At 71.2% G+C, this 22,169-nt stretch carries 23 protein-coding genes; 12 read left to right on the top strand and 11 right to left on the bottom strand.

Going from position 1 to position 22,169, the window contains the following annotated elements; translation table 11 throughout:
• The first annotated feature begins 5 nt into the window (after positions 1 to 5).
• Positions 6 to 950: an aminotransferase class IV gene (locus tag Pen02_RS01800; RefSeq protein ID WP_239139883.1), complete on the top strand. Its 945-nt coding sequence runs from the start codon at positions 6 to 8 to the stop codon at positions 948 to 950.
• A 130-nt stretch (positions 951 to 1,080) separates the two neighbouring features.
• Here Pen02_RS01800 and Pen02_RS01795 read toward each other — a convergent pair whose 3' ends face one another.
• The gene (locus tag Pen02_RS01795; RefSeq protein ID WP_203864094.1) at positions 1,081 to 1,674 is read right to left on the bottom strand and encodes a heme-binding beta-barrel domain-containing protein; all 594 of its coding nucleotides are present in this window, start codon (positions 1,672 to 1,674) and stop codon (positions 1,081 to 1,083) included.
• Between the two features lie 55 nt (positions 1,675 to 1,729).
• Positions 1,730 to 1,834 (bottom strand): small membrane protein MtfM, encoded by a 105-nt coding sequence (gene mtfM / locus Pen02_RS42430; protein WP_275413544.1) that lies wholly within the window; start codon positions 1,832 to 1,834, stop codon positions 1,730 to 1,732.
• A gap of 25 nt (positions 1,835 to 1,859) precedes the next feature.
• On the opposite strand from mtfM, the gene Pen02_RS01790 reads away from it, so the two are divergent.
• Positions 1,860 to 2,222, top strand: a complete 363-nt coding sequence (locus Pen02_RS01790) for a DsrE family protein (RefSeq protein ID WP_203864093.1) — start codon at positions 1,860 to 1,862, stop codon at positions 2,220 to 2,222.
• A 99-nt stretch (positions 2,223 to 2,321) separates the two neighbouring features.
• On the opposite strand, the gene Pen02_RS01785 is transcribed toward Pen02_RS01790, so the two are convergent.
• Together Pen02_RS01785 and Pen02_RS01780 are read right to left on the bottom strand one after the other, a co-directional pair.
• Positions 2,322 to 3,188 (bottom strand): hypothetical protein, encoded by an 867-nt coding sequence (locus Pen02_RS01785; protein ID WP_203864092.1) that lies wholly within the window; start codon positions 3,186 to 3,188, stop codon positions 2,322 to 2,324.
• A 91-nt stretch (positions 3,189 to 3,279) separates the two neighbouring features.
• The gene (locus Pen02_RS01780) at positions 3,280 to 3,753 is read right to left on the bottom strand and encodes a winged helix-turn-helix domain-containing protein (RefSeq protein WP_239139881.1); all 474 of its coding nucleotides are present in this window, start codon (positions 3,751 to 3,753) and stop codon (positions 3,280 to 3,282) included.
• Positions 3,754 to 4,064: 311 nt separating this feature from the next.
• Here Pen02_RS01780 and Pen02_RS01775 point away from each other — a divergent pair, with 311 nt between their 5' ends.
• Both Pen02_RS01775 and Pen02_RS01770 read left to right on the top strand, forming a co-directional pair.
• Positions 4,065 to 8,462 carry a S8 family serine peptidase gene (locus Pen02_RS01775; protein ID WP_203864090.1) on the top strand — a complete coding sequence of 1,466 codons (4,398 nt, stop codon included), beginning with the start codon at positions 4,065 to 4,067 and terminating at the stop codon, positions 8,460 to 8,462.
• Positions 8,463 to 8,681: 219 nt separating this feature from the next.
• The gene (locus Pen02_RS01770; RefSeq protein WP_203864089.1) at positions 8,682 to 9,464 is read left to right on the top strand and encodes a hypothetical protein; all 783 of its coding nucleotides are present in this window, start codon (positions 8,682 to 8,684) and stop codon (positions 9,462 to 9,464) included.
• Between the two features lie 17 nt (positions 9,465 to 9,481).
• Here Pen02_RS01770 and Pen02_RS01765 read toward each other — a convergent pair whose 3' ends face one another.
• Complete coding sequence (locus tag Pen02_RS01765) at positions 9,482 to 9,958, bottom strand: hypothetical protein (RefSeq protein WP_203864088.1); 477 nt, start codon at positions 9,956 to 9,958, stop codon at positions 9,482 to 9,484.
• 298 nt (positions 9,959 to 10,256) lie between these two features.
• Complete coding sequence (locus tag Pen02_RS01760; protein WP_203864087.1) at positions 10,257 to 11,114, bottom strand: hypothetical protein; 858 nt, start codon at positions 11,112 to 11,114, stop codon at positions 10,257 to 10,259.
• Positions 11,115 to 11,368: 254 nt separating this feature from the next.
• On the opposite strand from Pen02_RS01760, the gene Pen02_RS01755 reads away from it, so the two are divergent.
• From Pen02_RS01755 to Pen02_RS01740, 4 genes are all read left to right on the top strand, one after another.
• Positions 11,369 to 12,130 (top strand): hypothetical protein, encoded by a 762-nt coding sequence (locus tag Pen02_RS01755; protein WP_203864086.1) that lies wholly within the window; start codon positions 11,369 to 11,371, stop codon positions 12,128 to 12,130.
• A 28-nt stretch (positions 12,131 to 12,158) separates the two neighbouring features.
• Positions 12,159 to 12,944 carry a hypothetical protein gene (locus Pen02_RS01750; protein WP_203864085.1) on the top strand — a complete coding sequence of 262 codons (786 nt, stop codon included), beginning with the start codon at positions 12,159 to 12,161 and terminating at the stop codon, positions 12,942 to 12,944.
• A gap of 180 nt (positions 12,945 to 13,124) precedes the next feature.
• The gene (locus tag Pen02_RS01745; protein ID WP_203864084.1) at positions 13,125 to 14,045 is read left to right on the top strand and encodes a hypothetical protein; all 921 of its coding nucleotides are present in this window, start codon (positions 13,125 to 13,127) and stop codon (positions 14,043 to 14,045) included.
• Between the two features lie 163 nt (positions 14,046 to 14,208).
• Entirely contained in the window at positions 14,209 to 14,595 is a 387-nt protein-coding gene (locus Pen02_RS01740) for a RidA family protein (RefSeq protein ID WP_203864083.1), read from the top strand.
• A gap of 68 nt (positions 14,596 to 14,663) precedes the next feature.
• Here Pen02_RS01740 and Pen02_RS01735 read toward each other — a convergent pair whose 3' ends face one another.
• The gene (locus Pen02_RS01735; protein WP_203864082.1) at positions 14,664 to 14,903 is read right to left on the bottom strand and encodes a winged helix-turn-helix domain-containing protein; all 240 of its coding nucleotides are present in this window, start codon (positions 14,901 to 14,903) and stop codon (positions 14,664 to 14,666) included.
• A gap of 230 nt (positions 14,904 to 15,133) precedes the next feature.
• On the opposite strand from Pen02_RS01735, the gene Pen02_RS01730 reads away from it, so the two are divergent.
• Both Pen02_RS01730 and Pen02_RS01725 read left to right on the top strand, forming a co-directional pair.
• A complete protein-coding gene (locus tag Pen02_RS01730; RefSeq protein WP_203864081.1) occupies positions 15,134 to 15,451 on the top strand; it encodes a DivIVA domain-containing protein in 318 nt (105 codons plus the stop codon).
• Entirely contained in the window at positions 15,448 to 15,759 is a 312-nt protein-coding gene (locus tag Pen02_RS01725; protein ID WP_203864080.1) for a hypothetical protein, read from the top strand. Before Pen02_RS01730 ends, Pen02_RS01725 begins: the two co-directional genes overlap by 4 nt.
• 28 nt (positions 15,760 to 15,787) lie before the next feature.
• Here Pen02_RS01725 and Pen02_RS01720 read toward each other — a convergent pair whose 3' ends face one another.
• Positions 15,788 to 16,609, bottom strand: coding sequence for an SDR family NAD(P)-dependent oxidoreductase (locus tag Pen02_RS01720; protein ID WP_203864079.1), 822 nt, complete (start codon positions 16,607 to 16,609; stop codon positions 15,788 to 15,790).
• 115 nt (positions 16,610 to 16,724) lie between these two features.
• On the opposite strand from Pen02_RS01720, the gene Pen02_RS01715 reads away from it, so the two are divergent.
• A complete protein-coding gene (locus Pen02_RS01715; protein ID WP_203864078.1) occupies positions 16,725 to 17,330 on the top strand; it encodes a TetR/AcrR family transcriptional regulator in 606 nt (201 codons plus the stop codon).
• Here the strand turns inward: Pen02_RS01715 and Pen02_RS01710 are convergent.
• Entirely contained in the window at positions 17,327 to 19,063 is a 1,737-nt protein-coding gene (locus tag Pen02_RS01710; RefSeq protein ID WP_275413543.1) for an alpha-keto acid decarboxylase family protein, read from the bottom strand. The two genes, Pen02_RS01715 and Pen02_RS01710, sit on opposite strands and share 4 nt — an antisense overlap.
• A 301-nt stretch (positions 19,064 to 19,364) precedes the next feature.
• Here Pen02_RS01710 and Pen02_RS01705 point away from each other — a divergent pair, with 301 nt between their 5' ends.
• Positions 19,365 to 20,300, top strand: coding sequence for an SDR family NAD(P)-dependent oxidoreductase (locus Pen02_RS01705; RefSeq protein WP_203864077.1), 936 nt, complete (start codon positions 19,365 to 19,367; stop codon positions 20,298 to 20,300).
• Positions 20,301 to 20,384: 84 nt separating this feature from the next.
• Here the strand turns inward: Pen02_RS01705 and Pen02_RS01700 are convergent, their stop codons facing one another.
• Positions 20,385 to 21,503, bottom strand: a complete 1,119-nt coding sequence (locus tag Pen02_RS01700; RefSeq protein WP_203864076.1) for a right-handed parallel beta-helix repeat-containing protein — start codon at positions 21,501 to 21,503, stop codon at positions 20,385 to 20,387.
• Between the two features lie 341 nt (positions 21,504 to 21,844).
• Positions 21,845 to 22,165 (bottom strand): DUF1416 domain-containing protein, encoded by a 321-nt coding sequence (locus Pen02_RS01695; protein ID WP_372445540.1) that lies wholly within the window; start codon positions 22,163 to 22,165, stop codon positions 21,845 to 21,847.
• Between the last annotated feature and the right edge of the window lie 4 nt (positions 22,166 to 22,169).

The raw sequence follows: 22,169 nt of genomic DNA, 5'->3' as shown, positions 1-22,169 counted from the left end.
GCGTCATGTCCAGCCAGCAGCCGGTCGCGCCGGGCGAACAGCCGATGTTGCCGGGCGAGCAGCCGGTGGGGCCGGGTGAGCAGCCGGTGGGGCCGGGCGAGCAGCCGGTCGTCGCCGTGCTGGGTCGGGGGGTGGTGCCGGCCGGCGAGCCGTTGATCCGGGCCGACGACCGGGGCGTACTCCGGGGCGACGGGCTCTTCGAGACGATGCACGTCAGGGGCGGCCGTCCCTGGCTGGTCGACGAGCACCTGGCCCGGCTGGGCCGGGCGGCGCAGGCGCTGGACCTGCCGCTGCCCGGGGCCGGCGAACTACGCGAACTACTCGACACCGCCTGCGCCGGCTGGCCGGCCGGGACCGAGGGCGCGCTGCGGCTGGTCTGCACCCGGGGGCCGGAGGGCGGCGGCGGGCCGACCGTCTACGCCACCCTTTCCGGGGTACCGGCCGTGTCCCGTCGGGCCCGTCGGGACGGCATCCGGGTGGCGACGCTGCCGCTCGGCGTCGCGGCCGACGCGCGTACCGGCCGGCCGTGGCTGCTCGGCGGGCTCAAGACCACGTCGTACGGGCTGAGCGAGGCGGCCCGGCGCTGGGCCGCCGGCAACGGCGTCGACGACGTGCTGTGGACCTCGACCGACGGGTACGCCCTGGAGGGGCCGACGGCCAACCTGGTCTGGCTGGCCGCCGGGGTGCTGTGCACCGTACCGGCGGAGGAGACCGGAATCCTGCCCGGTGTGACCGTGGACTGGTTGCTCCGGCACGCCGACGAGCTGGGCTGGACGGCGGCCCACCGGCTGGTCACCCCGGCCGAACTGCACACGGCCGACGGGGTCTGGTTCAGCTCGTCGGTACGCGGACTCGCCGAGATCCGCGAACTCGACGGTGTCCCGCTGCCCGTGTCGCCGCACACCGCCGCCCTCCGCGACCTGCTCGGCTTCCCCGCCCCGCCGGGTTGAACGCCCGCCCGGGGCGAGCATCTCCCGGGCGTGAGCGCCTACCCGGGTGAGCGCCCGAGGTGGGCGCCCGCCCGGGTGAGCACCTACAGAATGAGAGCTGCGCCTGCCGGCGGGGTGAGACTGCCGTGCCTCAGCCGCCGACCCGGACCAGCCGGGCGGAGAGGTGCGGCGAGAGCGGGTGACCCACGGCGGCCATCTCCTGGGCGTACAGCAGTGCCCCCTCGACGATGCCGAACAGCCGGTGCCCGCCGGTGACCTCCTTGGCGGTCGCGGACCGCACCACCGCGTCGGTGGCGATCTCGACCCTGGTGCCGGTGACCTTGCCGAGGTGCAGCTCCATGATCCCGGTCGGGGTGGTCAGCAGCACCTCCAGCTCGTCGGTGCCCCGGCCCTCGGCATCCAGCACCGCCCGCCACCAACCGACCTCGCGTCCGGCGGGCCGGACCGGCCGGCTCTGCTCGTCCAGGATCCAGGCCCGCGACTCGTAGTAGAGGAACGGCCGCCCGTCGTGGGTGATCCGGATCTCCTGGGCGTAGTCGAAGTCCTCGATGCTGGGGAACCCGCCCCGCCCGCGCCCCCGCCACAGCCCGACGTACGGCAGCAGGCCGAGCAGCGCCGGATGCAGGTCCGGCCCCTTACGCAGGTCGTACGTCTCCTCGTACGGGTACGGCTCGACCGGCGGCGCGTTCAGCCAGGGCGGCGGCCCGATGGGATTGTCGCTCACAGTGTCCCTTCCGTTCGTGACTGCGGGGCTCGCAAACCCGGCTCACTCCTCGCACTCACCAACGTCCTCTCGAAATTCTCACGGCCAGATAGATCAGGTAGCCGGCGAGCGCGCCGAATCCCGCCACCAGCAGGCTGACGAACCCAATCTCGGTAACCATGACGGGTAGATCCTATGCTGGCGGCATGGCTCGTACCCTGGTCGTCAAGGCCACCGCCGGTTCGGATTCGCCGGAACGCTGCGCCCAGGCGTTCACCGTGGCCGCCACCGCGGTCGCCTCCGGCGTCGACGTGTCACTCTGGCTGACCGGTGAGTCGAGCTGGTTCGCCCTGCCCGGTCGGGCCGAGGAGTTCGAGCTGCCGCACTCCGCACCGCTGGCCGAGCTGCTGCACGTGATCCTGAGCAGCGGCCGGGTCACCGTCTGCACCCAGTGCGCCGCCCGCCGGGAGATCGGCGAGGCCGACGTGCTCTCCGGCGTACGCATCGCCGGGGCGGCGGTCTTCGTCGAGGAGGCGATGGCGGACGGCGCCCAGGCGCTGGTCTACTGACCGTGCTCGCCTACTGCCCGTGCTCGCCTACTGACCGGGCTGGTCCACTGACGGGACTGGTCTGCTGACCGGGCCGGTGCACCGGCTGGCCGGCGTCGGTCAGAAGGGGCAGCCGCTGGTGGTGGCGACCCGGATCCGGCCGTCGCCGCTCTCCACCACCACGCTGAGCGGGCCGCTGCGGTAGGCGTACAGGTCGGCGGTGTCGGCGACCACGACGGCACCGGCAGGCCGGGGCAGCAGGGCGCTCGGCGGACCGGCCGGCACTCCCCGACCGGCGGAGCGCGCCGTCCAGACCTTGCCACCGCCGGGACAGTCCACCGCGATCAGGCTTGGCGGGGTCGGCTCGGTGGCGCCGAGCGCGCCGAGCAGCAGCAGCGGATCCTGTTCGGCCGGCCGCAGCGGCGGGACGAGGCGGTCGTCCGGGTCACCGGAGACTGGTCGGCAGCCGGTGCTGACGGTGAACTCCAGCACCCCGGGGCCGCGTTGACCGCCCTCGACCGCGACGAAGTCACCGGCGTCGGCCCGCAGCGCGTGCCGGCTCCCGTCGGCGCTGTGCCGCACCACGGCCTGGTACGCCGCCGGCAGCCGCTGCGCGATCCGGTCCAGCACCACGGGTACGTCCGCCTCCGGCGCGCGTACGACGACCGTCGCGTCCAGGGTGGCACCGTCCCGGAGCACGGTCAGCTCGCAGTCGTCGCGTACCTGTCGTTCGGCGAGTTCGACGGCCACGTCCGGGCCGGCCGCCGCGACGAGTTCGCCGAGTGCCCGATCCACCACCGGTACGGCCTCGGCGATGCTCCGCTGCTCTTTCACGGTCGGCTCGTCGCGCTGGACCGAGACGACGGTGAGCACCAGCAGCAGTACGCCCCAGCCGACCAGGCCGGCGAGCAGCCAGCGCCGCCGTCGGGGGTTGACCGGGGGATCCGGCTGACCGGGCCAGGCCGGCGCCGGGGTGTCTGTGCTCACGCCCGCCATGGTGGCACGGCGGCACCGGAGCGTCGGGGGCGGCTGCGGTCGGACAGACCGGCCGGGGCGGGTCGGCGCCCCGGCCGGACGGTCAGTGTGCGGGAGCCAGTCGGTAGCCGACGCCACGCACGGTCTGCACCTGCGGCCCGCCCTCGACCGCCCGCAGCTTGCGGCGCAGCCGTTTGACGGCCGAATGCAGGATGGCGGTGTCGCCGAGATAGGCGCCGCCCCAGACCGAGCCGAACAACCGCTCGTACGTCCACACCCCGAGCGGTGCGCTGGCCAGCCGGGCCAGCAGTTCCCTTTCCAGCCGGGTCAGCGCCAGCGGTTCGCCGCGCCAGGTGACCAGATGGCCGCCGGGATCGACGGACAGGTCACCGAGGCTCACCGGCCCCGGTTCGGAATCGGTCCCGTTGCCGACCATCGGAAACAACATTGCCCGCAACTCGGACAGATCCGAGCAGATCACAACGGTACCGAAGTCGTCCAGTCGTCGAACCACCCGTTCCCGCACCGCGACGTCGGTCGACACGCACACGACGAGCGGGACTTCTCCGCTTGCCACCTCGCTCCACTCCTCCCCCGTCGGCTGCGGCCCTAGCCAAACGGGTTTGACCGGGCGAGTCAACAGCGACGCTAACCGATGTAAGGCAATCGGCTCATTCCTGACCGACATACGCCCGGTTACTGCCTAGATACTGGCCGACATACGGCATTGATCACTACCCCGGCGAGCAAGAGCATTACTCCAAGCCGATGTGGGGGGCGCTGTCCGTAAGCAACCGTCGGACCCACGCGGGCCGGCAGCGCCGGACGTCCCGGAGCTGGGTGATGGCACCCGAGACGGCTCGGGATGCCGAAAGTGGGGGAGGAAGCATGCCGTACCGATCCGGACGAAGCCGGGGTGACCGGCCAAGACGCTGGCGCCTGGTGGCTGCCGCAGCGGCCGTGGTACTCGGCGTCACCGCACAACCCGCCGTCGCCACGGCGGCCGGCCCCGAGGCCGAGGTGAGCCGGGAACTGCTCGCCGAACTCGCCGCCGAGGGCAGCACGACCTTCACCGTCTACCTGCGGGAACGCGCCGAGTTGAGCGGGGCGGCCAAACTCGCCGACTCCGACGACCGGGCCACCGCCGTCTACCGGGCACTCACCGCCACCGCCGAGCGCAGCCAGCGCGACCTCCGCACCGAACTGGACAAGCGCGGCGCGACGTACCGGTCGTACTGGATCGCCAACGCGCTGCGGGTACAGGGCGACCGGGCCCTGCTCGACGTGATCGCGGCCCGGGACGACGTGCAGAGTCTCGAACCGAGTCGTACCTACGAACTGATCAGACCCGAGCCGTTCCGCACCACCACCGACGCCGGTACGCAGGCGATCGAGTGGAACATCAACAACATCGAGGCGCCCCGGGTCTGGTCCGAATTCGACACCAGGGGCGAGGGTCTGGTCGTCGCCAACATCGACAGTGGCGTCCAGTTCGACCACCCGGCGCTGCGCAACGCGTACCGGGGCAACACCGGCGGCACCTTCGACCACAACTACAACTGGTTCGACCCGGCCGACGTCTGCGCCAACCCGGCGCCGTGCGACAACAACGGCCACGGTACGCACACCATGGGCACCATGGTCGGCGACGACGGTGCCGGCAACCAGATCGGCGTCGCCCCCGGCGCCCGGTGGATCGCCGCCAAGGGCTGCGAGACCAACGGCTGCTCCGACGGGTCGCTGCTGGCGGCCGGCCAGTGGGTACTCGCCCCGACCGACCTGAACGGGCAGAACCCCCGACCCGACCTGCGCCCCGACGTCGTCAACAACTCGTGGGGCGGTGGCCGCAACGACGAGTGGTACCGGCAGACCGTGGTCTCCTGGCGGGCCGCCGGCATCTTCCCCAGCTTCTCCGCCGGCAACGACGGACCGGGCTGCAACACCACCGAGAACCCCGGCGACTACCCGCTGAGCTACGCGGCCGGGTCGTACGACAGCAACAACAACATCTCCAGCTTCTCCGGCCGGGGAACGTCCAGCATCGACGGTTCGATCAAGCCGAACGTCTCGGCGCCGGGCAGCAACGTCCGGTCCAGCCTGCCGACCAACGGCTACGGGCTGGGCAGCGGCACCTCGATGGCCGCGCCGCACGTCTCCGCCACCGTCGCACTGGTCTGGTCGGCCGCCCCCGGGCTGAAGGGCAACATCCCGGCCACCGAACAGCTCCTCGACGACACCGCCACCGACGTCAACGCGCTCACCTGCGGCGGAACGGTCGACGACAACAACACCTTCGGCGAGGGCCGGCTCAACGCGTACCAGGCGGTCAACGCGGCGCCGCGCGGCGACACCGGCCGGGTCTCCGGCACCGTCACCAGCGCCGCCACCGGTGACCCGGTCGCGGGTGCCGAGGTGCGTACCGGCTCCTTCACCGCCCTCACCGACCCGGACGGCAAGTACTCCCTGGTGCTTCCGGTCGGCACCCACGAACTGACCGTCGGCGGGTACGGCTTCACCCCCGGCACCGCCACCGTGACCGTCGCCCGGGGTGACCTGCTCACCCAGAACTTCGCCCTGGCCACGGCCCGGATGGTCACCGTCGCCGGCAAGGTCACCGACGGCTCCGGCCACGGCTGGCCGCTGTACGCGAAGATCCAGGTCTCCGGCCGGCCCGGCGGCCCGGTCTGGACCAACCCGGTGACCGGCGCCTACTCGTTCACCGTGCCCGGCAGCGCCACCTACCGGCTCGACACCACGGTCAACTACCCCGGCTACCGGCCGGTCAGCACCGAGGTGGCGGTCGGCACCGGCTCGAAGACCGTGAACATCAGCGCGGCGGTCCTGCCGGCCTGTACCGCCGCCGGCTACACCCCGGGGGTCAGCGCCCCGGTGCTGTCGGAGACCTTCGACGGCACCTCGGCACCGGCCGGCTGGTCGGTGGTGAACCGCACCGACAAGGGCGGCTGGGTCTTCAACGACCCGGCCGGCCGGACCAACCTGACCGGCGGCAGCGGCAACTTCGCGATCATCGACAGTGACGCGCTGGGCAGCGGCAACACCCAGAACACCGACCTGGTCACGCCGCCGCTGGACTTCTCGGCGGTGAGCGCGCCGCTGCTGCGGTTCAACAGCGACTGGCGGGCGGTCGGGGTCAGCGACACCGCCGACATCGACGTCTCCACCGACGGCGGCACCACCTGGACGAACGCCTGGCACCAGACCGCCAGCCGGCGCGGCCCCCGGGTCGAGGAGGTACCGCTGGACGCGGCGGCCGGCGCGTCGGACGTCCGGGTGCGGTTCCGGTTCAACGGCACCTTCGCCTGGTGGTGGGAGGTGGACAACGTCCAGCTCGTCAACCGGCTCTGCACCCCGAAGCCGGGCGGCCTGGTGGCCGGGTTCACCACCGACGCCAACACCGGCGACGCGTTGAACGGCGTCACCGTGGTCAGTGACAACCAGCCGGCGGACAAGGGCGTCTCGTCGGCGACGCCGGACGACCCGAACATCGCGGACGGGTTCTACTGGCTGTTCTCCGGGCTGACCGGGGCGCAGCCGTTCACCGCCAGCCTGTCGCCGTACCGGGCGTTCACCAAGCAGGTGACGGTGGTCGCGGACGCCACCCGGCAGGCAAACTTCGCACTCAAGGCGGCCCGGTTGACGGCCACCCCGACGAACCTGGAACTGCACCAGCCGTACGGCAGTACCCGGAACGTCAGCGTGACGGTCACCAACACCGGCAACGCGCCGGCCACCGTGCAACCGCTGGAGCGGGGTGCCCGGTTCAGCCAGCTCTCGGCCAAGGGTGCCGAGTTGGTGGAGTACAAGATGAAGGGTCTGAGCAAGAGCCGGACCGGGACCGCGTACGGACCCGGCACCGGTACGGCCGCCGCCGCGCCACTGGTCGACGCGGCGTGGACCCGGGTGGCGAACCTGCCGGCCTCGGTCTACGACAACTCGGCGGTGACCCTGGACGGCAAGGTCTACTCGATCGGTGGCGGTGCCGACACCGGCAACGAGCGGAAGACCTGGGTCTTCGATCCGGCGACCAACGTCTGGACGGCGCTGCCGGACATGCCGACCGCGCGGTCGAAGCCGGCGGTCGCCGCGCTGAACGGCCGGATCTACGCGATCGGCGGCTGGGGTGCCGGTGACGCGCCGGTGGAGACGGTCGACATGTTCAACCCGGCGACCGGGACCTGGAGCACCCTGCCCGGGGTGAGCAACCCGGCTCCCCGGGCGGCGGCGGCGTTCGCGACCAGCGGCGGCAAGCTCTACATCATCGGCGGCTGCGGTGACAACGAGTGCTCCGTCGACACCCCGGACGTGACCGTCTTCGACCCGCTGACCAGCAAGTTCGACAGCGCGGCCGACTATCCGCAGGGTTCCTCCTGGATGTCCTGCGGCGGGATCGGCGGCAAGGTCTACTGTGCCGGCGGCGTCGGCACGGTGGAGTTCAAGAACGGGTACGTGCTCGACCCGGCCACCAACGCCTGGAGCCCGCTGCCGGACATGCCGCTCGACCTCTGGGGCTCGCAGTACGCGGCGGCCGGCGGCATGCTGGTGCTGGCCGGTGGCGCCACCGCCGCCTCGACCACGCTGACCAACCGGACGGTCGGGTACGACCCGGTGGCCGGAGCGTGGGTGAACCTGCCGAACGCGCAGTTCGCCCGCTACCGTGGCGCCGGTGTCTGCGGCGCGTACAAGGTGGGTGGCTCGCCGAGTTCGTTCGTGGGGTCGGCGGAGTCCGAGCGGCTGGGCGGGCTGGAAGCCTGTCTGGAGGCGGGCGAGGCGTCCTGGCTGAGTACCGCGCCGGAGAGCTTCACCCTGGCGGCCGGGGCGTCCCGGACCATCACGGTCACCCTGACCGCCACCGCGGCGGCCGGGGTCGCCCAGCCGGGCACGTACACCGCCGAGATCGGGCTGGTGACGGACAGCCCGTACCCGGTGCCGGTGATCGGGGTGGAGATGAACGTCTCGCCGCCGGGCAACTGGGGCAAGATCCAGGGCACGGTGATCGGCGTGACCTGCGGTGGCGACCGGATACCGCTGCCGGCGACGGTACGGGCCAATTTGGTCGGCGATCCAGCCACCGGGCACACCCTGTCGGCCAGCAACCGGGGCGGCTACTCCTGGTGGCTGGCGCGGGGCCGGTACGACGTGATCGTCGCCAAGGACGGTTGGGTGCCGCAGGTGAAGCGGCAGGTGATCCAGCCCAGCCTGGTCAGCACGCTCGACTTCGCGCTGGAACCGGTGAACCCGTGCCCGGCCCGGTTGGGCGGGATCTGACCGGCGGACCGGCCGGGCGCTGACCCGGCGGTGACTGCCGAACGGCGGTGCCCGCCGTCCCCCTCGGGGGGCGGCGGGCACCGCCGTAGTCGGTCGGGCTCCGGTCGCCGCCGCGGCCGTCCGGTGCGTTGTGCACCGCGCGGGGCGCGTCGAGTACCCGTCGACAGACCGCCCGTACCCGTTGACAGTGCGTCAGTACCCGTTGGTAACGTGCCGGGCGTGATCGACGAGGCCGGATCGGTGCCGCCGCCGCACGTGCTCTGCGTGCTCGGCACGGGACTGGACCTCGACCTGGTGGCCCGGCTCGCCGCCGAGATCGCCGGCCCGGACTGCACCCTCGACACCGAATTTTCCCGTCCCGAACCCGACCGCCGGATGGTCGCCTCGTTCCGCTCCTCGCTGACCGGTGCGAGTTTCACCGACGCCGACCGGCGGTCCGTGCGGGAGCACGACACGGTGGCGTACCTGCTGTCGCCGCCGGCCACCCGGCGGACCGCGATCGAGGTGTCCCGGCGGATGCTGGCGCTGACCGCCGCCCTGCTGCGCAACGGCGCGACAGCGGTACGCAACGAGAGCAGCGGCCTGGCGCACGGCCGGGACCGGTGGCTCGACCTGGCCGACCGGGCTTCCGCCGCGACCGACGAGCCGACCCTGGCCGTGGTGCTGCACCGGTCCTGGGTCAAGCGGCCGATCACCGACGGCGTCGCGCTCTACAGTTGCGGGATGCACCTGCTCGGTGCCCCGGACGTCGAGCTGCGGGCCGGGCGCCCGACCGGGCCGGACGAGGTCGACGCGCAGGTACGCCTGCTGGACGCGCTGGCCCGCTATCTGCTCACCGAGCCACGGGCCCGGGAGATCCGCGACGGCGAGACGTTCGCGCTCGCCGCCGACGCGCCGCACTGGGTGCTCGGCCGCCGGGAGTGTGCCCGCTACGACCCCGACGACCTCTACCGCAACCCGTACGGCTACTGGTGCCTCACCCCGGGACAGCCGACCCCCTGAACCCGGTGAGCCGGCGGTCAGTCTCCGGCCCGTACGCCGTCCGGCGGGTCGTCGGCACCGTCGTCGGGGGCGCCCTTCTCGAAGGAGAACGTGGCGTCCTCGAACCGGGAGCCGAGAAAGAAGCAGAGCCCGAGCACGGTTCCCGCCGTCAGCACGGTACCCACGCCGCCGGTCGAGGTGTCCAGCCCGAGCAGGCCGTGCACCCGGGGCAGGACGACGAGCAGGACCACGTTGACCAGTACACCCGTCGACAGCCAGCGCAGTTTGATCCAGCCACCGGTGCGTCCCGACAGCCAGCCGGAGTACCCGGTACGGGTGCCCACGCTGTCGAGGACCGCGTTGCCGAGGTAGACGACGAGCAGGGCCGTCGCCCAGCCCCAGAAGCCGTCCAGGTGCAGGCCGTCCATCGGCAGGGTCAGCAGTGCGAGGGCGGCGGTCGGCAGGACCGCGACCGGGCTGAAGGTCAGGCTCAGCCGCCAGCTTGTCCCTGCCATCCGCGTCCTTCTCACCCGTGTGGAATACGGCGGTGTTGCGGGTCGGGCGCCGGCACGGCGGCGTCTGCACCATTGTCGCAGGGTCGACCCGAAAAGTGGACCTGCCGACCTAGCCTGCGGCAGTGCCGCTGACGTTCCCCTCAGGCGTGCTCGGCGTCGCCGTACACATTGGACATTGTCGGCCGTTGCGGAGCTGGCACGGCCCGGCACCCGCCCGGCCGGCGCGGCCCGGGGTGTTCTGGACCGTCGCGGTCGCGGTCACCGCCGCCGGGGCGATGACCGCGACGCGGTTCCCCGGCTACGCCCGGAGGTGGGTGAGCGCCGACTCGGCCACCACGTACGCCGAGTGCCGCTTCGAGCCGTCCATCACGGCCTGCCAGTTGTAGTTCACCGGGGTGCCCCAGCTCCACAGCCCCATCTCGTAGACGGTGTAGCTGCCGATGTTCTCCGACCAGTACGGCGGCTCGGGCGCGGGTGCGCAGGTATACCAGGCGTCGACCCAGGACGGGTAGGGATTCATCTCCCAGTACACCTCCGTCACGTTCGGGGTCGCGTGGCAGTACGGGACGAAGCGCTGCTGGACCCGCTCGAACGCGCCGATCAACAGGTTCTTCAGCTCGGTGGTGCCCAACCGGGCCTGGGCCCGGGCCACCAGGGCGATCGGGCCGACCGTGCCGAGCGCGATGCCGAGCTGGTTCTTGGCGGTGAGCGTGCTGACCGCACCCCACAGGCTGTTGATCAGCGTGACGCAGGAGGTGACGTCCTGCGCCCAGCGCTGTTTGAGGCTGAGCGGGAACTCCTCGATGTCGGCGAACTCCAGCAGATGGTGCTCGGCGCAGGCCCTCGCCTCGGCGGTGGCCAGCGCGTCGAGGTGGGCCATGATGGTGTCCCGGGTCCTGCCGATCTCGACGAGGATCCGGCTGGTCGCCTCCTCGATCGTCATCCCGCCGTCTTCCGCGCTGTTGAAGTAGCTGTACGCCGCCTGGGCGAACTGGGCCACCGCGATGATCGTGCCCGCGTCCACCGCCTGGGCCGGCCGGGCCGTGCCCGGTACCGCCAACCCCGTCGCCAGCACCGCGGCGGTGACCGTACCGAGCAGCCGTCGTCGCCAACCTCCTCGCCACATGCCGCGTCGCTTGATCGGGCCTCGCTCCATGCCGCCTCCGTGAACTCGGCCGACCCGCAGCCGCCCGGCCCTCCGGCGGCGGTGCGGTCCGGCTCGGCGGGTGGGAAGGCGGACGCTGGCATCGGCGTCGGTCGACGCCACCACGGCGTCACGCGCACGTTAACCACGCCCGCTGGACACCCACTGGACTCGCACTGGACCGCCGGGGCGATCCAGTCAGTCTCCAGTGAGGGTCCAGCGGAGTCCGGCAGCCTGCCAGGACGGAAGGTGAGAGGAGATCCCGGATGAGAGCCAGACTGCTGCGCGGATTCGCCGCGACGGCCCTCGCGCTCGCCGTCGTGCTGCCCGGCACCACGCAGCCGGCGCACGCCAACCCCGACGGCACCAACACCTCGCTGATCGAGATGATCGACCTCGCGCTCAGCCTGGTCGGCCGGGTGAGCAGCGGCGCCGTGACACCGGCACTGCTGTTCCAGATGACCCAGGACGTCATCAACGCGGTCGACCGGAGCGAGGCGGCGGTGATCGCCCACATCGACGCGATCGCCTCGGCCGACATCCGGGGTGCCACCCGGAGCGCCGTCCTGGAGTTCGGCGAACTCAACAACATGGAGGAGGACAGGCTGCTGGACTGGGTCATGGAGGTGACCGGCAACGCCATCCGGACCAGCACCTACCTGGACGCGGTCTCGGATCTCAAGGCCGTGGACGACATCGGGTACGCCCTCATCACCATCTACCCGATCGCCCTGGTGGCCCGGGCGAGGGCCGGCTTCAGCACGACCACCACCCGCACGCTCTTCCGGAACGCGCTGCAACGCCTGGTCGACCGGTTGACGCCGACCTGCGACACCTACCTCGTCGATCCCCGGATCCCGGTCATCCGGATCTACGAATGCAAGGTGTACGGCAGCCACACGGCCCAATACACCGAGTACAACCTCAACGGGACGTGGGACATCAGCGGCCGGGCCGCGGTCCAGGCCGCCGCGTCGGCGAACACCAGTCGGCAGGTAGCGATCGAGGTCCTGAACGACCTGCCATAACCGCCGTACCAGTGGGAAGAGAGGCGACATGAAGGTTCCGCCGCTGCGTGCTCTCGCCGCCGCAGTCCTCGCGGTCACACTCGTACTGTCCGGCCCGGCCGCCCCGGCACACGCCGCCCGGACCCAGGCCAACCCGAACGGCCCCAACACCTCGCTGCTGGAGATGCTCGACTTCGCCCTCGACGTGCTCAGCCAGGCCGGCGACGGCGACGTGTCGCCGGAGGATCTGGCCGTGCTGACCCAGCGCGTCATCGACGCGCTCAACCAGGCCGAGTCGGCGGTGATCGCCCACCTCGACGCCATCGCGGTGGCCGACCTCCGCAGCAACGCGACCCACGCCGTCGTCGAGTTCGAGGACATCAACAACCTCTCCGAAGACGTCCTGTGGGACTGGGCCCAGAAGGTCAGTGGGGACGCCCTCCGGGCCACTGAATACCTGGACGTGGTCTCCGCCGGAAAGGCGGTCGACGACGTCGGGTACGCCGTCGTCACGATGTTTCCGATCGCCCTGGTGGCCCGGGCCCGGGCCGGCCTGGGCACGACGAATCTACGCAACCAGTTCCGGGCCGCCGCGCAGAAGATCGCCGACAAGCTTGCGCCGACCTGCCGCGACCACTACCCGGAGCCGAACTCGATACCCCTGATCCGCGCCTACACCTGCACGGTCTACGGCCCGCACACCGTCACCCAGTTGGAGCAGAACTGGCTCGGCCACTGGCAGTTGGGGCCGATCGACGAGGCGGCCGTGCACGCCGCGTCGTACGCGAACACCAGCCGCGCCGTCGCGGTCGAGTGGCTACGGCAGTTGCCGTAGCGTTTTCCGCCGAGTCCGGGGCGCGGGCCTGCGCCGTCACCAGGCGCAGGCCCGCGCCCCGACGGCAGGCCGAAATGTTCGGTTCCTGGCCATCCAACCGCCGCCCGAACCGGGCGGCGGGCAGCGATCCAGGTCGTTATCCTCCCGGTAGCGTACGTGTCCATTACGGGGGTTACCGACATGCGCTCTGCGTTCCTGCGCGCCACGACCGCGACTCTGCTGCTGGTCAGCGCGGTGCTGCTGCCCGCCTCCCAGGCCGGGGCAACAACCGCCGGCCCGTATGTCGACATCAGCCCGCCGGCCGTCGTCGGGGCCGGGCTCAATCCGACCGACCTTCCGGTGCAGGTCGTCAACACCGGCGGTACCGCCCACTTCTCGATGCGGCTGCGGCTGACCGTCACGCCGGTGGCCGGCAGTGCGCTCCGACCGCTCGCCGCCACGCTGGTGCTGACCTACCAGTTCGGTAGCCAGTACCGTCAGCTCGGCTACGAGTCCCGTGGTGACACGCTCGTCGCCACCACACCGGATCTGTCCGGAGTGGACGCCGACGGCACCGCCACGGTGCGCCTTCAGGTGTCCACCCGGCCGACCAGTTCCGCCCCGCACGTCGACGACGTGACGGTGCAGGTGACGACCGAGGCGCTGGACGACCACGGCACGACCTTCGCGGCCGATCCCGAGCCGGACCGGATGACGATGGTGGAACCCCGGGCCGAGCTGACCGGCTGGCCGGCCCAACTTCCCGTCGGAACCCCGGCCGTCGTCACGATGACGCTCACCAACACCACGCCGCTGCCGTACCTGCTGCTGAGGCCGGCCCTCGCCATGTACCGCTCCGGCAACGATCAGGTCACCGTCGAGCGGCTCGACGGTGGGCAGTGGACCCCGGTGTCCGGGCCGAGCAGCAGCTACTACTGGTGGTACGCCGACGGCTATCCGAGCCTCCAGCCAGGGCAGACGTACACGGCGACCCTGCGGGTCACGTTCACCGACGAATCGGCCGCCGGTGAACAGAGCACGGTCCACCACCTCGGATACACGTACTTCGGCGTTCCGGTCACGGTGGCGAGCCAGCCGTACACGATCGTGGCACGCGACTGACGCGACCACCCGGCGTCTGGGTCGTCGGGTGGCGGCCAGTCGGGCGGGGGGTGTCTGTTCGCCAGACTGTCGAGCTGGGTGCACAAACGGGGCAGCCATCGCGGCCGTGGCGTCGGACGAATACCGGCACGACGTGACCGGTTCCGGAGAATAGGGTGGCCGGATGCAGCTTGTGCCGCACAGCCCGGTCGACGGCGTGTACCCGGCCTCCGACGACTACGTCCACGCGATGGAGGTCCGGGGCGCCGAACGGCTGCTGTTCGTGGCCGGGACGATGGGGCTCGACCACAGTGGACAGCCGGGTGCCGACCTCGCCGAGCAGCTCGACCTGATCTGGGCGAACATCCGCACCATCCTCGCCTCGGCCGGAATGACGGTCGACAACATCGTCCGGCTGACCAGCTACCTGCGCGACGCCTCGTATGCCGAGGCCAACGCGGCGGCCCGGGTGGCGGCGCTCGGCGGCCGGGTCGTCCCGACCACCGCGATCGTCGCCGAGACCCTGGTCAGCGACTGGCTGGTCGAAATCGAGGTCATCGCGGCCGGCTGACCGTCTCTGCAGTCGTGGTGTGCGCACCGGGGCGCACAGGCGGGGCAGCTCGACACCCTGCGGATGAGCTAGGGCTTCCGCAGCCAGGTCTTCGGATCGGTCACGAAGACACCCCTGCCCTGATATCGGTCGATGACCTCCAACGCTTCGAGACGCACGAACACGAGACGGATAGTCGACGGACTGACCTTGTACTGATCGCACAGCGCGGCGATCGACGGCAGCTTGTCTCCGGCTTTCATTTTGCCGGCTCTTACGTCGGCCATGATCGCGTTTGAGATTCGGAAGTAGTCCGGCAGGGCAGGCATAGCACTCCTCGCGTGGCACCTCCGATTTGATCACGGGCTACCGCATGGAACAAGCCTTCGACGTTTTTCGTGCGAACGTTGACGTCCGCGTCTTCCGCACATAAGTTGTCAGCGAGCACTCCTCGTGTGGCAGCTAGGAGCGCTCCTCCCCAGGTCGGGGCGGGTAGCGACAGGAAGGGGATCGCCCGTCCCGGCCCGCCCCACCTCCACCCGTCGGAAAGGTGCTCCGCATGCGCAGACTGTTCCGATTCCTCTTCCGGACCCCACCGCCGGCCGTCCCGACCGCCCCGAACCGCCCACCGAACGCCGGCAACCATTACCCACCCGTCGCGTACCCGCCGCTGACCCCCGGCCAGATCCGCTTCCAACGGTTTTCCGGAGTGCGACGCGGACTCGATCCGGAGGAGGTGCGGACCTTCCTGTACCGGGTCGCGGACGAGTTCACCGAGGTCCGGACCGAGCTGGCTCGAACCCGTACCGAGAACAACCGGATCAGGAACGCGCTGCGGGACTCCCAGTCCCGCCACGGGCGGGCGGGCCGGGTATGAGCCAGGAGACCGCCGTCGCCGAAGACGGGTCGACGACCGGCAGACCCCGCCAGCGGTACGTCGTGCATCTCACCATCACCAGCACGGACCTGCCGGCAGCCGAACTGCTGGCCCGTACCCTGGCCCGGTCGCTGCGCTTCCTGCCCGACCTCGTGCCCGGCGAGACCACCGTCGCCCTGGCAGGCGATCCGTCGACCCGGCGTCCGGTCTTCTGCGACCGGCCGCTCGACGGCGGCGACGGCGACCGGTGCCCGCTGCGCGCGGGCCACATCAACAACTGCCAGCGGATCGACCCGGAGGACGGCTGACCTACGAATCGCGTGGCGCGGACCTTGGTCAGCCCGGGGCGATGCGGCTTAGGTGCTCCCAGGACCGGTACAGATCCACTTGGGCCTGGCCCATCTCCAGGACGTGATCGAAGGACTGGCTGCCGATGATCAGCCGTCGAGGCGGCTCCGGCAGTGCGACCAGCTCCATGATGACCGGAGCGGCGGCGCTCGGCTCCGGGCCGACGGCGTCGCCCCACATCGCCTCCATCTCGGTACGCAGGGACTGGTACTCCGCCATGGGTTCGGTGGTCGTGGTGCCGGTGGTGAACAGGCCGGTGTTGTAGCCGCCCATCTGCACGATGGTGACCTTGATGCCGAACGCCTCGACCTCCATCGCGAGTGCCTCGCTGACCGAGTCCAGCGCGGCCTTGCCCGCGCCGTAGAAGCCGACGGTGGCCATGCCGCCGCCGGTGCCCATCGAGGTGACCTGGAGGAGCCGTCCGCCACCTTGGGCGCGCAGGTGCGGAAGGACCGCCTGAGCCACCCACACGGCGCCGAAGAAGTTCACCTCCAGATGCGCCCAGATCTGCTCTTCGGTGGCTTCCTCCACCATCCCGTAGAGCATCGTGCCGGCGTTGTTGACGACCACGTCCAGCCTGCCGAACGCCGCCGCCGCACGCTCCACTCCGTCGAACACGCCCTGACGGTCGGTGACATCCATCGGAAGCGGAAGAAGGTGCTCGGGGTACTTCTCGTGCAGTTCCGCGAGGGGCTCGACGTTGCGGGCGGCAGCCACCACGCGGTCACCGGCTGCCAGGGCGGCCTCGGCGAACGCCCTGCCCAGGCCGCGGGATGCACCGGTGATGAGCCAGACTCGTGCATTCGCCACGGCGTTCTCACTCTCAGTAAACAAAACGGTTCGTCTCGGTTCGTTTCGAGGTTAGAGCCTCCCTCCCCGCCCGTCAATACGGACCGTCTCGTTTCACTTCGGGTAGGCTGAACGCGTGTCCCACGAGAAGGGGCCGGACCACTCCCGGCGCAAGGAGCGGTCCCGGCAGGCGATCCTCGCGGCGACCCGCGCCCTGGTCACCGAGGAGGCGTACGAGAAGGTCACGCTCGAAGCCATCGCTGCCCGGGCCGGCGTCGGCAAGCAGACGATCTATCGGCGGTGGCCGTCGAAGAGCGCGGTCGTCTTCGCCGCCCTGCTGGCGCTGAGCGAGGATGCGGACGGGCAGTCGGTCGCGCTGCCGGACACGGGAGACCTTGAGGCAGACCTCAAGCTGGTCATGCGGGCCACGGCGGAGGAGTTCACCGACCCCTCCTTCGACCGGCTGATCCGGGCCCTCAACACCGAGATCGCCAACGATGCCGCGCTGGCGATCGAATACCGCGAGAAGCTGGCCCAGCCGCTGGAAGAGGCGAAGAAGGTACGTCTGCGCAGCGCCCAGAAAGTCGGCCAACTCGACGCCGACGCCGACCTCGACCTGGTCCTAGAAGTGCTCTACGCCCCCCTCTTCCAGCGGTGGCTGCACCGCAGCGGTCCGCTGACCGCCACGTACGCCGACTCACTGGTCGACGTGACCCTGAGAGCTTTCGGGAAGACGGCCTAGTCGGGCAGGCCGCGCCAGGTGAGCCGGGGCGCCAGCCCCAGCGTCGACTGGTAGTCGACCGCCGTCGTCTCCCGACCCCACTGCGGCATCCCGGCCGGCAGGTCCTGCCGGTCCAACAGCACCTCGACCACCGTAGGCCGGTCCGGCACGCCACGACCCAACCCGGCCAGCACCCGGGCCAACTCCCCCTCCGTGCCGACCAGGTACGAGTCGACCGCCACCTGCCGGTTGAACACACCCGGCAGTTCCGTGTACCGCCAGTTGTCGATGTCGTTGTACGGCTGGTGCCGTCCGTCAACGGCCCGCTCCACTGTGTACCCGCCGTTGTTCAGCACGAAGATGACCGGTCGCTGGCCGGTGGCGATCATCCGACTGATCTCCTGCGCGGTCAGTTGCAGCGACCCGTCCCCGGTGAGCAGTACGACCCGGCGTTCCGGTGCCGCCGTCGCCGCGCCGAACGCGGCCGGTACGGCGTACCCGATCGCTCCCCACAGCGGCGCCTGTACGCACACCGCGCCCCTCGGCAACCTGATCGACGCGACCCCGAACGACGCCGTGCCGGTCTCCGGTACCACGATGTCGCCCTCGGTGAGCAGCTCCGACACCGCCGGCCAGAGCCGGGCCTGGCTGATCGGTGCGTTACTCGCCGGGTCGAGCCGTGCCGACGGTGGCCGGCCCGGATCGGGCGCGGTCGCCCAGTCGACGGCCCGGACCGGCCCGAGGCTGTGCAGCCGGGCCAGTGCGGCGGCCGGGGCGACCGGTTCGAAGAGCCGCCCGCCAACCGAACTCGCCCCCCGGCCGATCGAGATGATCCGGGCCGGGTCCAGGTCGGCGGTGAACAGCCCGTCCCAGTCGAAGAACTTGACGCCGACGCAGACCAGCACGTCTGCCTCCTCGACGATCCGCCGGACCGGCTCGACGCTGTCCCCGCCGTCGTAGACGCCGACGTAGTTCGGGCCGGTCTCGTCGAGCAGCCCCCGGCCGAGGCCCTGGGTGGCGGCCGGCCAGTGCCGGTCGGCGAGCAGCGCGGCGATCTCGGCACCGAGGCCGTACCGGAGGGCGAGGTTGCCGACCAGCATGGCCGGGCAGGTAGCGCCGTTCAGCAGCCGCTGGGCGGCGGTGTCGAACGCGTCGAGCTGGTCCGGGTCGCCGGCCGGCGCGGGCCGGACGAACCGCCGGGACGGCTTCGGCACCGGCTGCCGGGCAACGTCACCGGGCAGCCGGAGGTAGACCGGGCGTTGGCGGGTCCAGCACTCCCCGAGTACCCGGTCGATCTCGACGGTCGCGTTGCCGGCGGTGAGGGTGGCCTGGGCGACCGTCACCTCACGGGCGACCCGGACCCACCGGTCGAAGTCGCCGTCGCCGAGCGAGTGGTGCATGGCGGCCCGCCGGTCCATGATCTCCGTCGTCGGGCCGCCGACGATGGAGACGATCGGCACCGACTCGGCCATCGCGCCGGCCAGGCCGTTGACCACCGACAGCTCGCCGGGACCGAAGGTCGTCACGATCGCGGCGAGGCCGGCCAGCCGGGCGTACCCGTCGGCGGCGTAGGCGGCGTTGACCTCGTTGCAGTTACCGACCCACTCGATGTCCGGGAACGCCTCGACCTGGTCGAGGAACTCCATGTTGTAGTCGCCCGGCAGGCCGAAGATGTGCCGTACGCCGAGGTCGTGCAGCCGGCAGAGCAGGTACTCGCCGACGCTGGTGGTCGCTGCGGAATCGTCCGGTCCCACGGCCCTCGTCCCGACTGTCGTCCGGTGTCCGGTGTCCAGTGTCCGATGTCCGGAAGCCTCCGGAGGTCACCGGGCGATTCCCCGCCTGCCGCTCCGCACACCCGCCAGGGCGGACGATTGGCAATCGGAGCCTCCTCCGGATAACGTGGGAAACTAGCGGAGGGCTACCTCCGCTTCGATCGCAGGCCCGCCCACCGCGAAATCGGGCCCGCCACCGCGAAGTCGGGCCTGCTCCACCGGGAAATCGGGCCCGCCACCGGGAAGTTCGATAGACGGCCCGTCATCGGGAAAGAGGCAGGACATGAGCGACAGCCGCATCACCACCCCGTTCGGCGCACAGTCGACCGCCGCCGAGGTCATCGCCGGGGTCGACCTGCTCGACCAGCGGGCGATCGTCACCGGCGCCGCCTCCGGCATCGGAGTCGAGACCGCCCGCGCGCTCGCCCGCGCGGGCGCCGACGTCACCCTCGGCGTGCGCGACATCATGGCCGGCGAGCGGGTCGCCCGGGAAGTCGCCGCCAGCACCGGCAACGACCGGGTACGCGCCGCCGTGCTCGACCTCGCCGACCTGGGATCGGTCCGGGCATTCGTCGCCGACTGGACCGGTCCGCTGCACATCCTGGTCAACAACGCGGGTGTGATGGCCCCGCCGCTGACCCGGACCGCACCGGGCTGGGAACTCCAGTTCGCCACCAACCACCTCGGACACTTCGCGCTGACCACCGGCCTGCACGACGCACTCGCCGCCGCCGGGCGGTCCCGGGTCGCCTCGGTCAGCTCACGAGGACACCTTCGCGGCCAGGTCGACTTCGACGACCCCAACTTCGAGCGGCGCGAGTACGACCCGTGGGTCGGGTACGGGCAGTCCAAGACGGCAAACATCCTGTTCGCGGTCGAGGCCGACAAGCGCTGGGCGGCCGACGGGATCACCGTCAACTCGCTGCACCCCGGCGCGATCCTCGAATCCAACCTGAAGCGGCACATGAGCCAGCAGGAGATCGACGCGGCGGTCGCCTCCGGCCAGACGTTCAAGACGCCCGAGCAGGGCGCGGCAACCACCGTACTGGTCGCCACCTGGCCGGGCCTGGACGGAGTCGGCGGCCGGTACTTCGAGGACTGCAACGAGGCGCGTCCGCACGCCGCCGGGGTGACCGGCGTGGCGGAGTACGCGCTCGACCCGGAGGCCGCGGCCCGGCTGTGGCAACTCTCGACGGAGCTGATCGCCAAGGCGGGCTGACCGGTCGCCAGAGCGGGCTGACCGGACGAGGAATCCGCGTGCCGTCTCCGGGACTCCGACGTCGCCCTCGGTGAGCGGACCCGACTACTCCATGTTGGTGGCGAGCAGGTTGTTGGCGCCGACCAGCAGCTTGCCGCCCCGCAGGTGGTCGCCGGCCAGCATCACGTTGTCGCTGATCAGCCAGCGGTCGCTGGTGCCGCTGGTGATGATCGGTCGACCCTGTCGCTTCGGGGTGCCGAGATCGTAGAACTGGTTCCCGATCACCTGGCAGTACGAGGAGTCGTGGCCGCGTACGCCAGCGTCGCCGTTCTCGTAGACGTCCAGGCCGGTCACCCGGCTCCGGGGGCAGGCGTCGAAGCTGGCGCCGTTGGTGGCGTTGCGCCACAGCCGCCCGCCGACGATCTGGGTACCGGTGACCTGCCAGGCGTTCAACCCGCTCCCCGTGCCACCGGTCCCGTTGGTCTCCAGGTAGACGTTCTGGAAAATGGTGCCGTCGGCGCTGCGCCGCAACTCGACGCCGTTGCCCCGGCAGCCCCAGACATGCAGGTTCTCCAGCAGGCAGGAGCCGCTGGAGATACGCATCCCCACCTGGCACTCGCCGATCCAGGTGTTGAGGAACTCGTTGTCGTAGCCGTACGGGCCGATCACGATGCCGGTACCGACACAGTCGTCGATGTTGATGTCGGTGAGCTTGTTGGCGTGCGCCGAGGTGTTCGGCGCCGTACCGACGAACTCGATCGCGTGCGCTCCGGAGTTGCTCAGGTGCAACTGGCTGAACATCGACCGGGCCCGGCGGATCGTCAACAGGACACCCGAGGTACCCGCACCGTGGAACTGGAGGTGGGAGATCCGGTTCCAGCCCCCGGTGCTGACCAGGCGGCCGGTGTAGCCCGCCGCCGGGCGGATGACCGACGCGCCGAGGCTCGCGCCGGTCAGCGAGACGTTGGCCGGCAGAGTCACCTCCGTACCCAGGCCGAGGGTGCCGGGTGGCAGGTAGACCTCGCCACCGCCGGGCAGCAACGCGAACGCCGCGTTCAGTTTCGCCGCCTCGTCGCTGCCGTCCAACAGGCAGCCGACCCGGGGATCCCGGAGACTCAACGGCCCCTCGACCACCGCCACCGCGTCAACCTTGGTGCCCGCGTTGAACGTCTTGTCGACCGCCTCGGCGGCGGCGACGGCCGGGCCGGGCAGTGTCGCCGCCATCGCGGCTCCCGCCCCACCGGCGAAGAGCGCCCGCCGGCCGAACCCCGGCGACGACGACCGGCCGACTCCGGCCGAGCCGACGGCCCCGGTTCGCTGTTCTGTCCCGCCTGGACCCACAGTGCCTCCCCCGATCCGCGCGCCGGCCGGCAACCGTCCCTTCACGACGGTGCGGGCCACACGGTTCACGGATCCTAGGGAGGTGTCTCCTCTCCCGCCACCCCTCCGATCCCCGCCGCCGGCAGAAAGCAGCGGACAGTGCGGGCAGGAGAACGACCGGGGCCCCGCCGGCATCGCGGAAGCGACGCGGGCGGGGCCCGGTGAGGTTGCGAGGGTACGACAGGTCAGGCGACCGTGACGCCCACCTCGTTGACGCCCCGGCCAGCGGTGACCGAGGTGTCGCCGTTGCCGTGCCGGGACAGTGCCCGCAGCGTCCAGGTGCCCGGTGCGGCGAAGAACCGGAACTGCCCGGCCGGCGAGGTGACCACCTCGGCGGTGAACTCACCGGTGGAGTCGAGCAGCCGGACGTACGCCCCGGGGACGACCTCGCCGTTCTCGGCGCTGACGATCCCGGTGATGACGGTTTCCTTCTCCAGGTCCAGGCCCGCCGGCAGCGGAGCCGCCTGGTCGGGTGCCGCACAGCCGGCGGCGATCGGAGCTGTCATGGTG

Origin of the sequence: Plantactinospora endophytica, from assembly GCF_016862915.1 — a bacterium.
Lineage (GTDB): Bacteria > Actinomycetota > Actinomycetes > Mycobacteriales > Micromonosporaceae > Plantactinospora > Plantactinospora endophytica.
The sequence above is the reverse complement of the archived record's forward strand: the minus strand, read 5'-3'. Positions and strand labels throughout refer to the sequence as shown.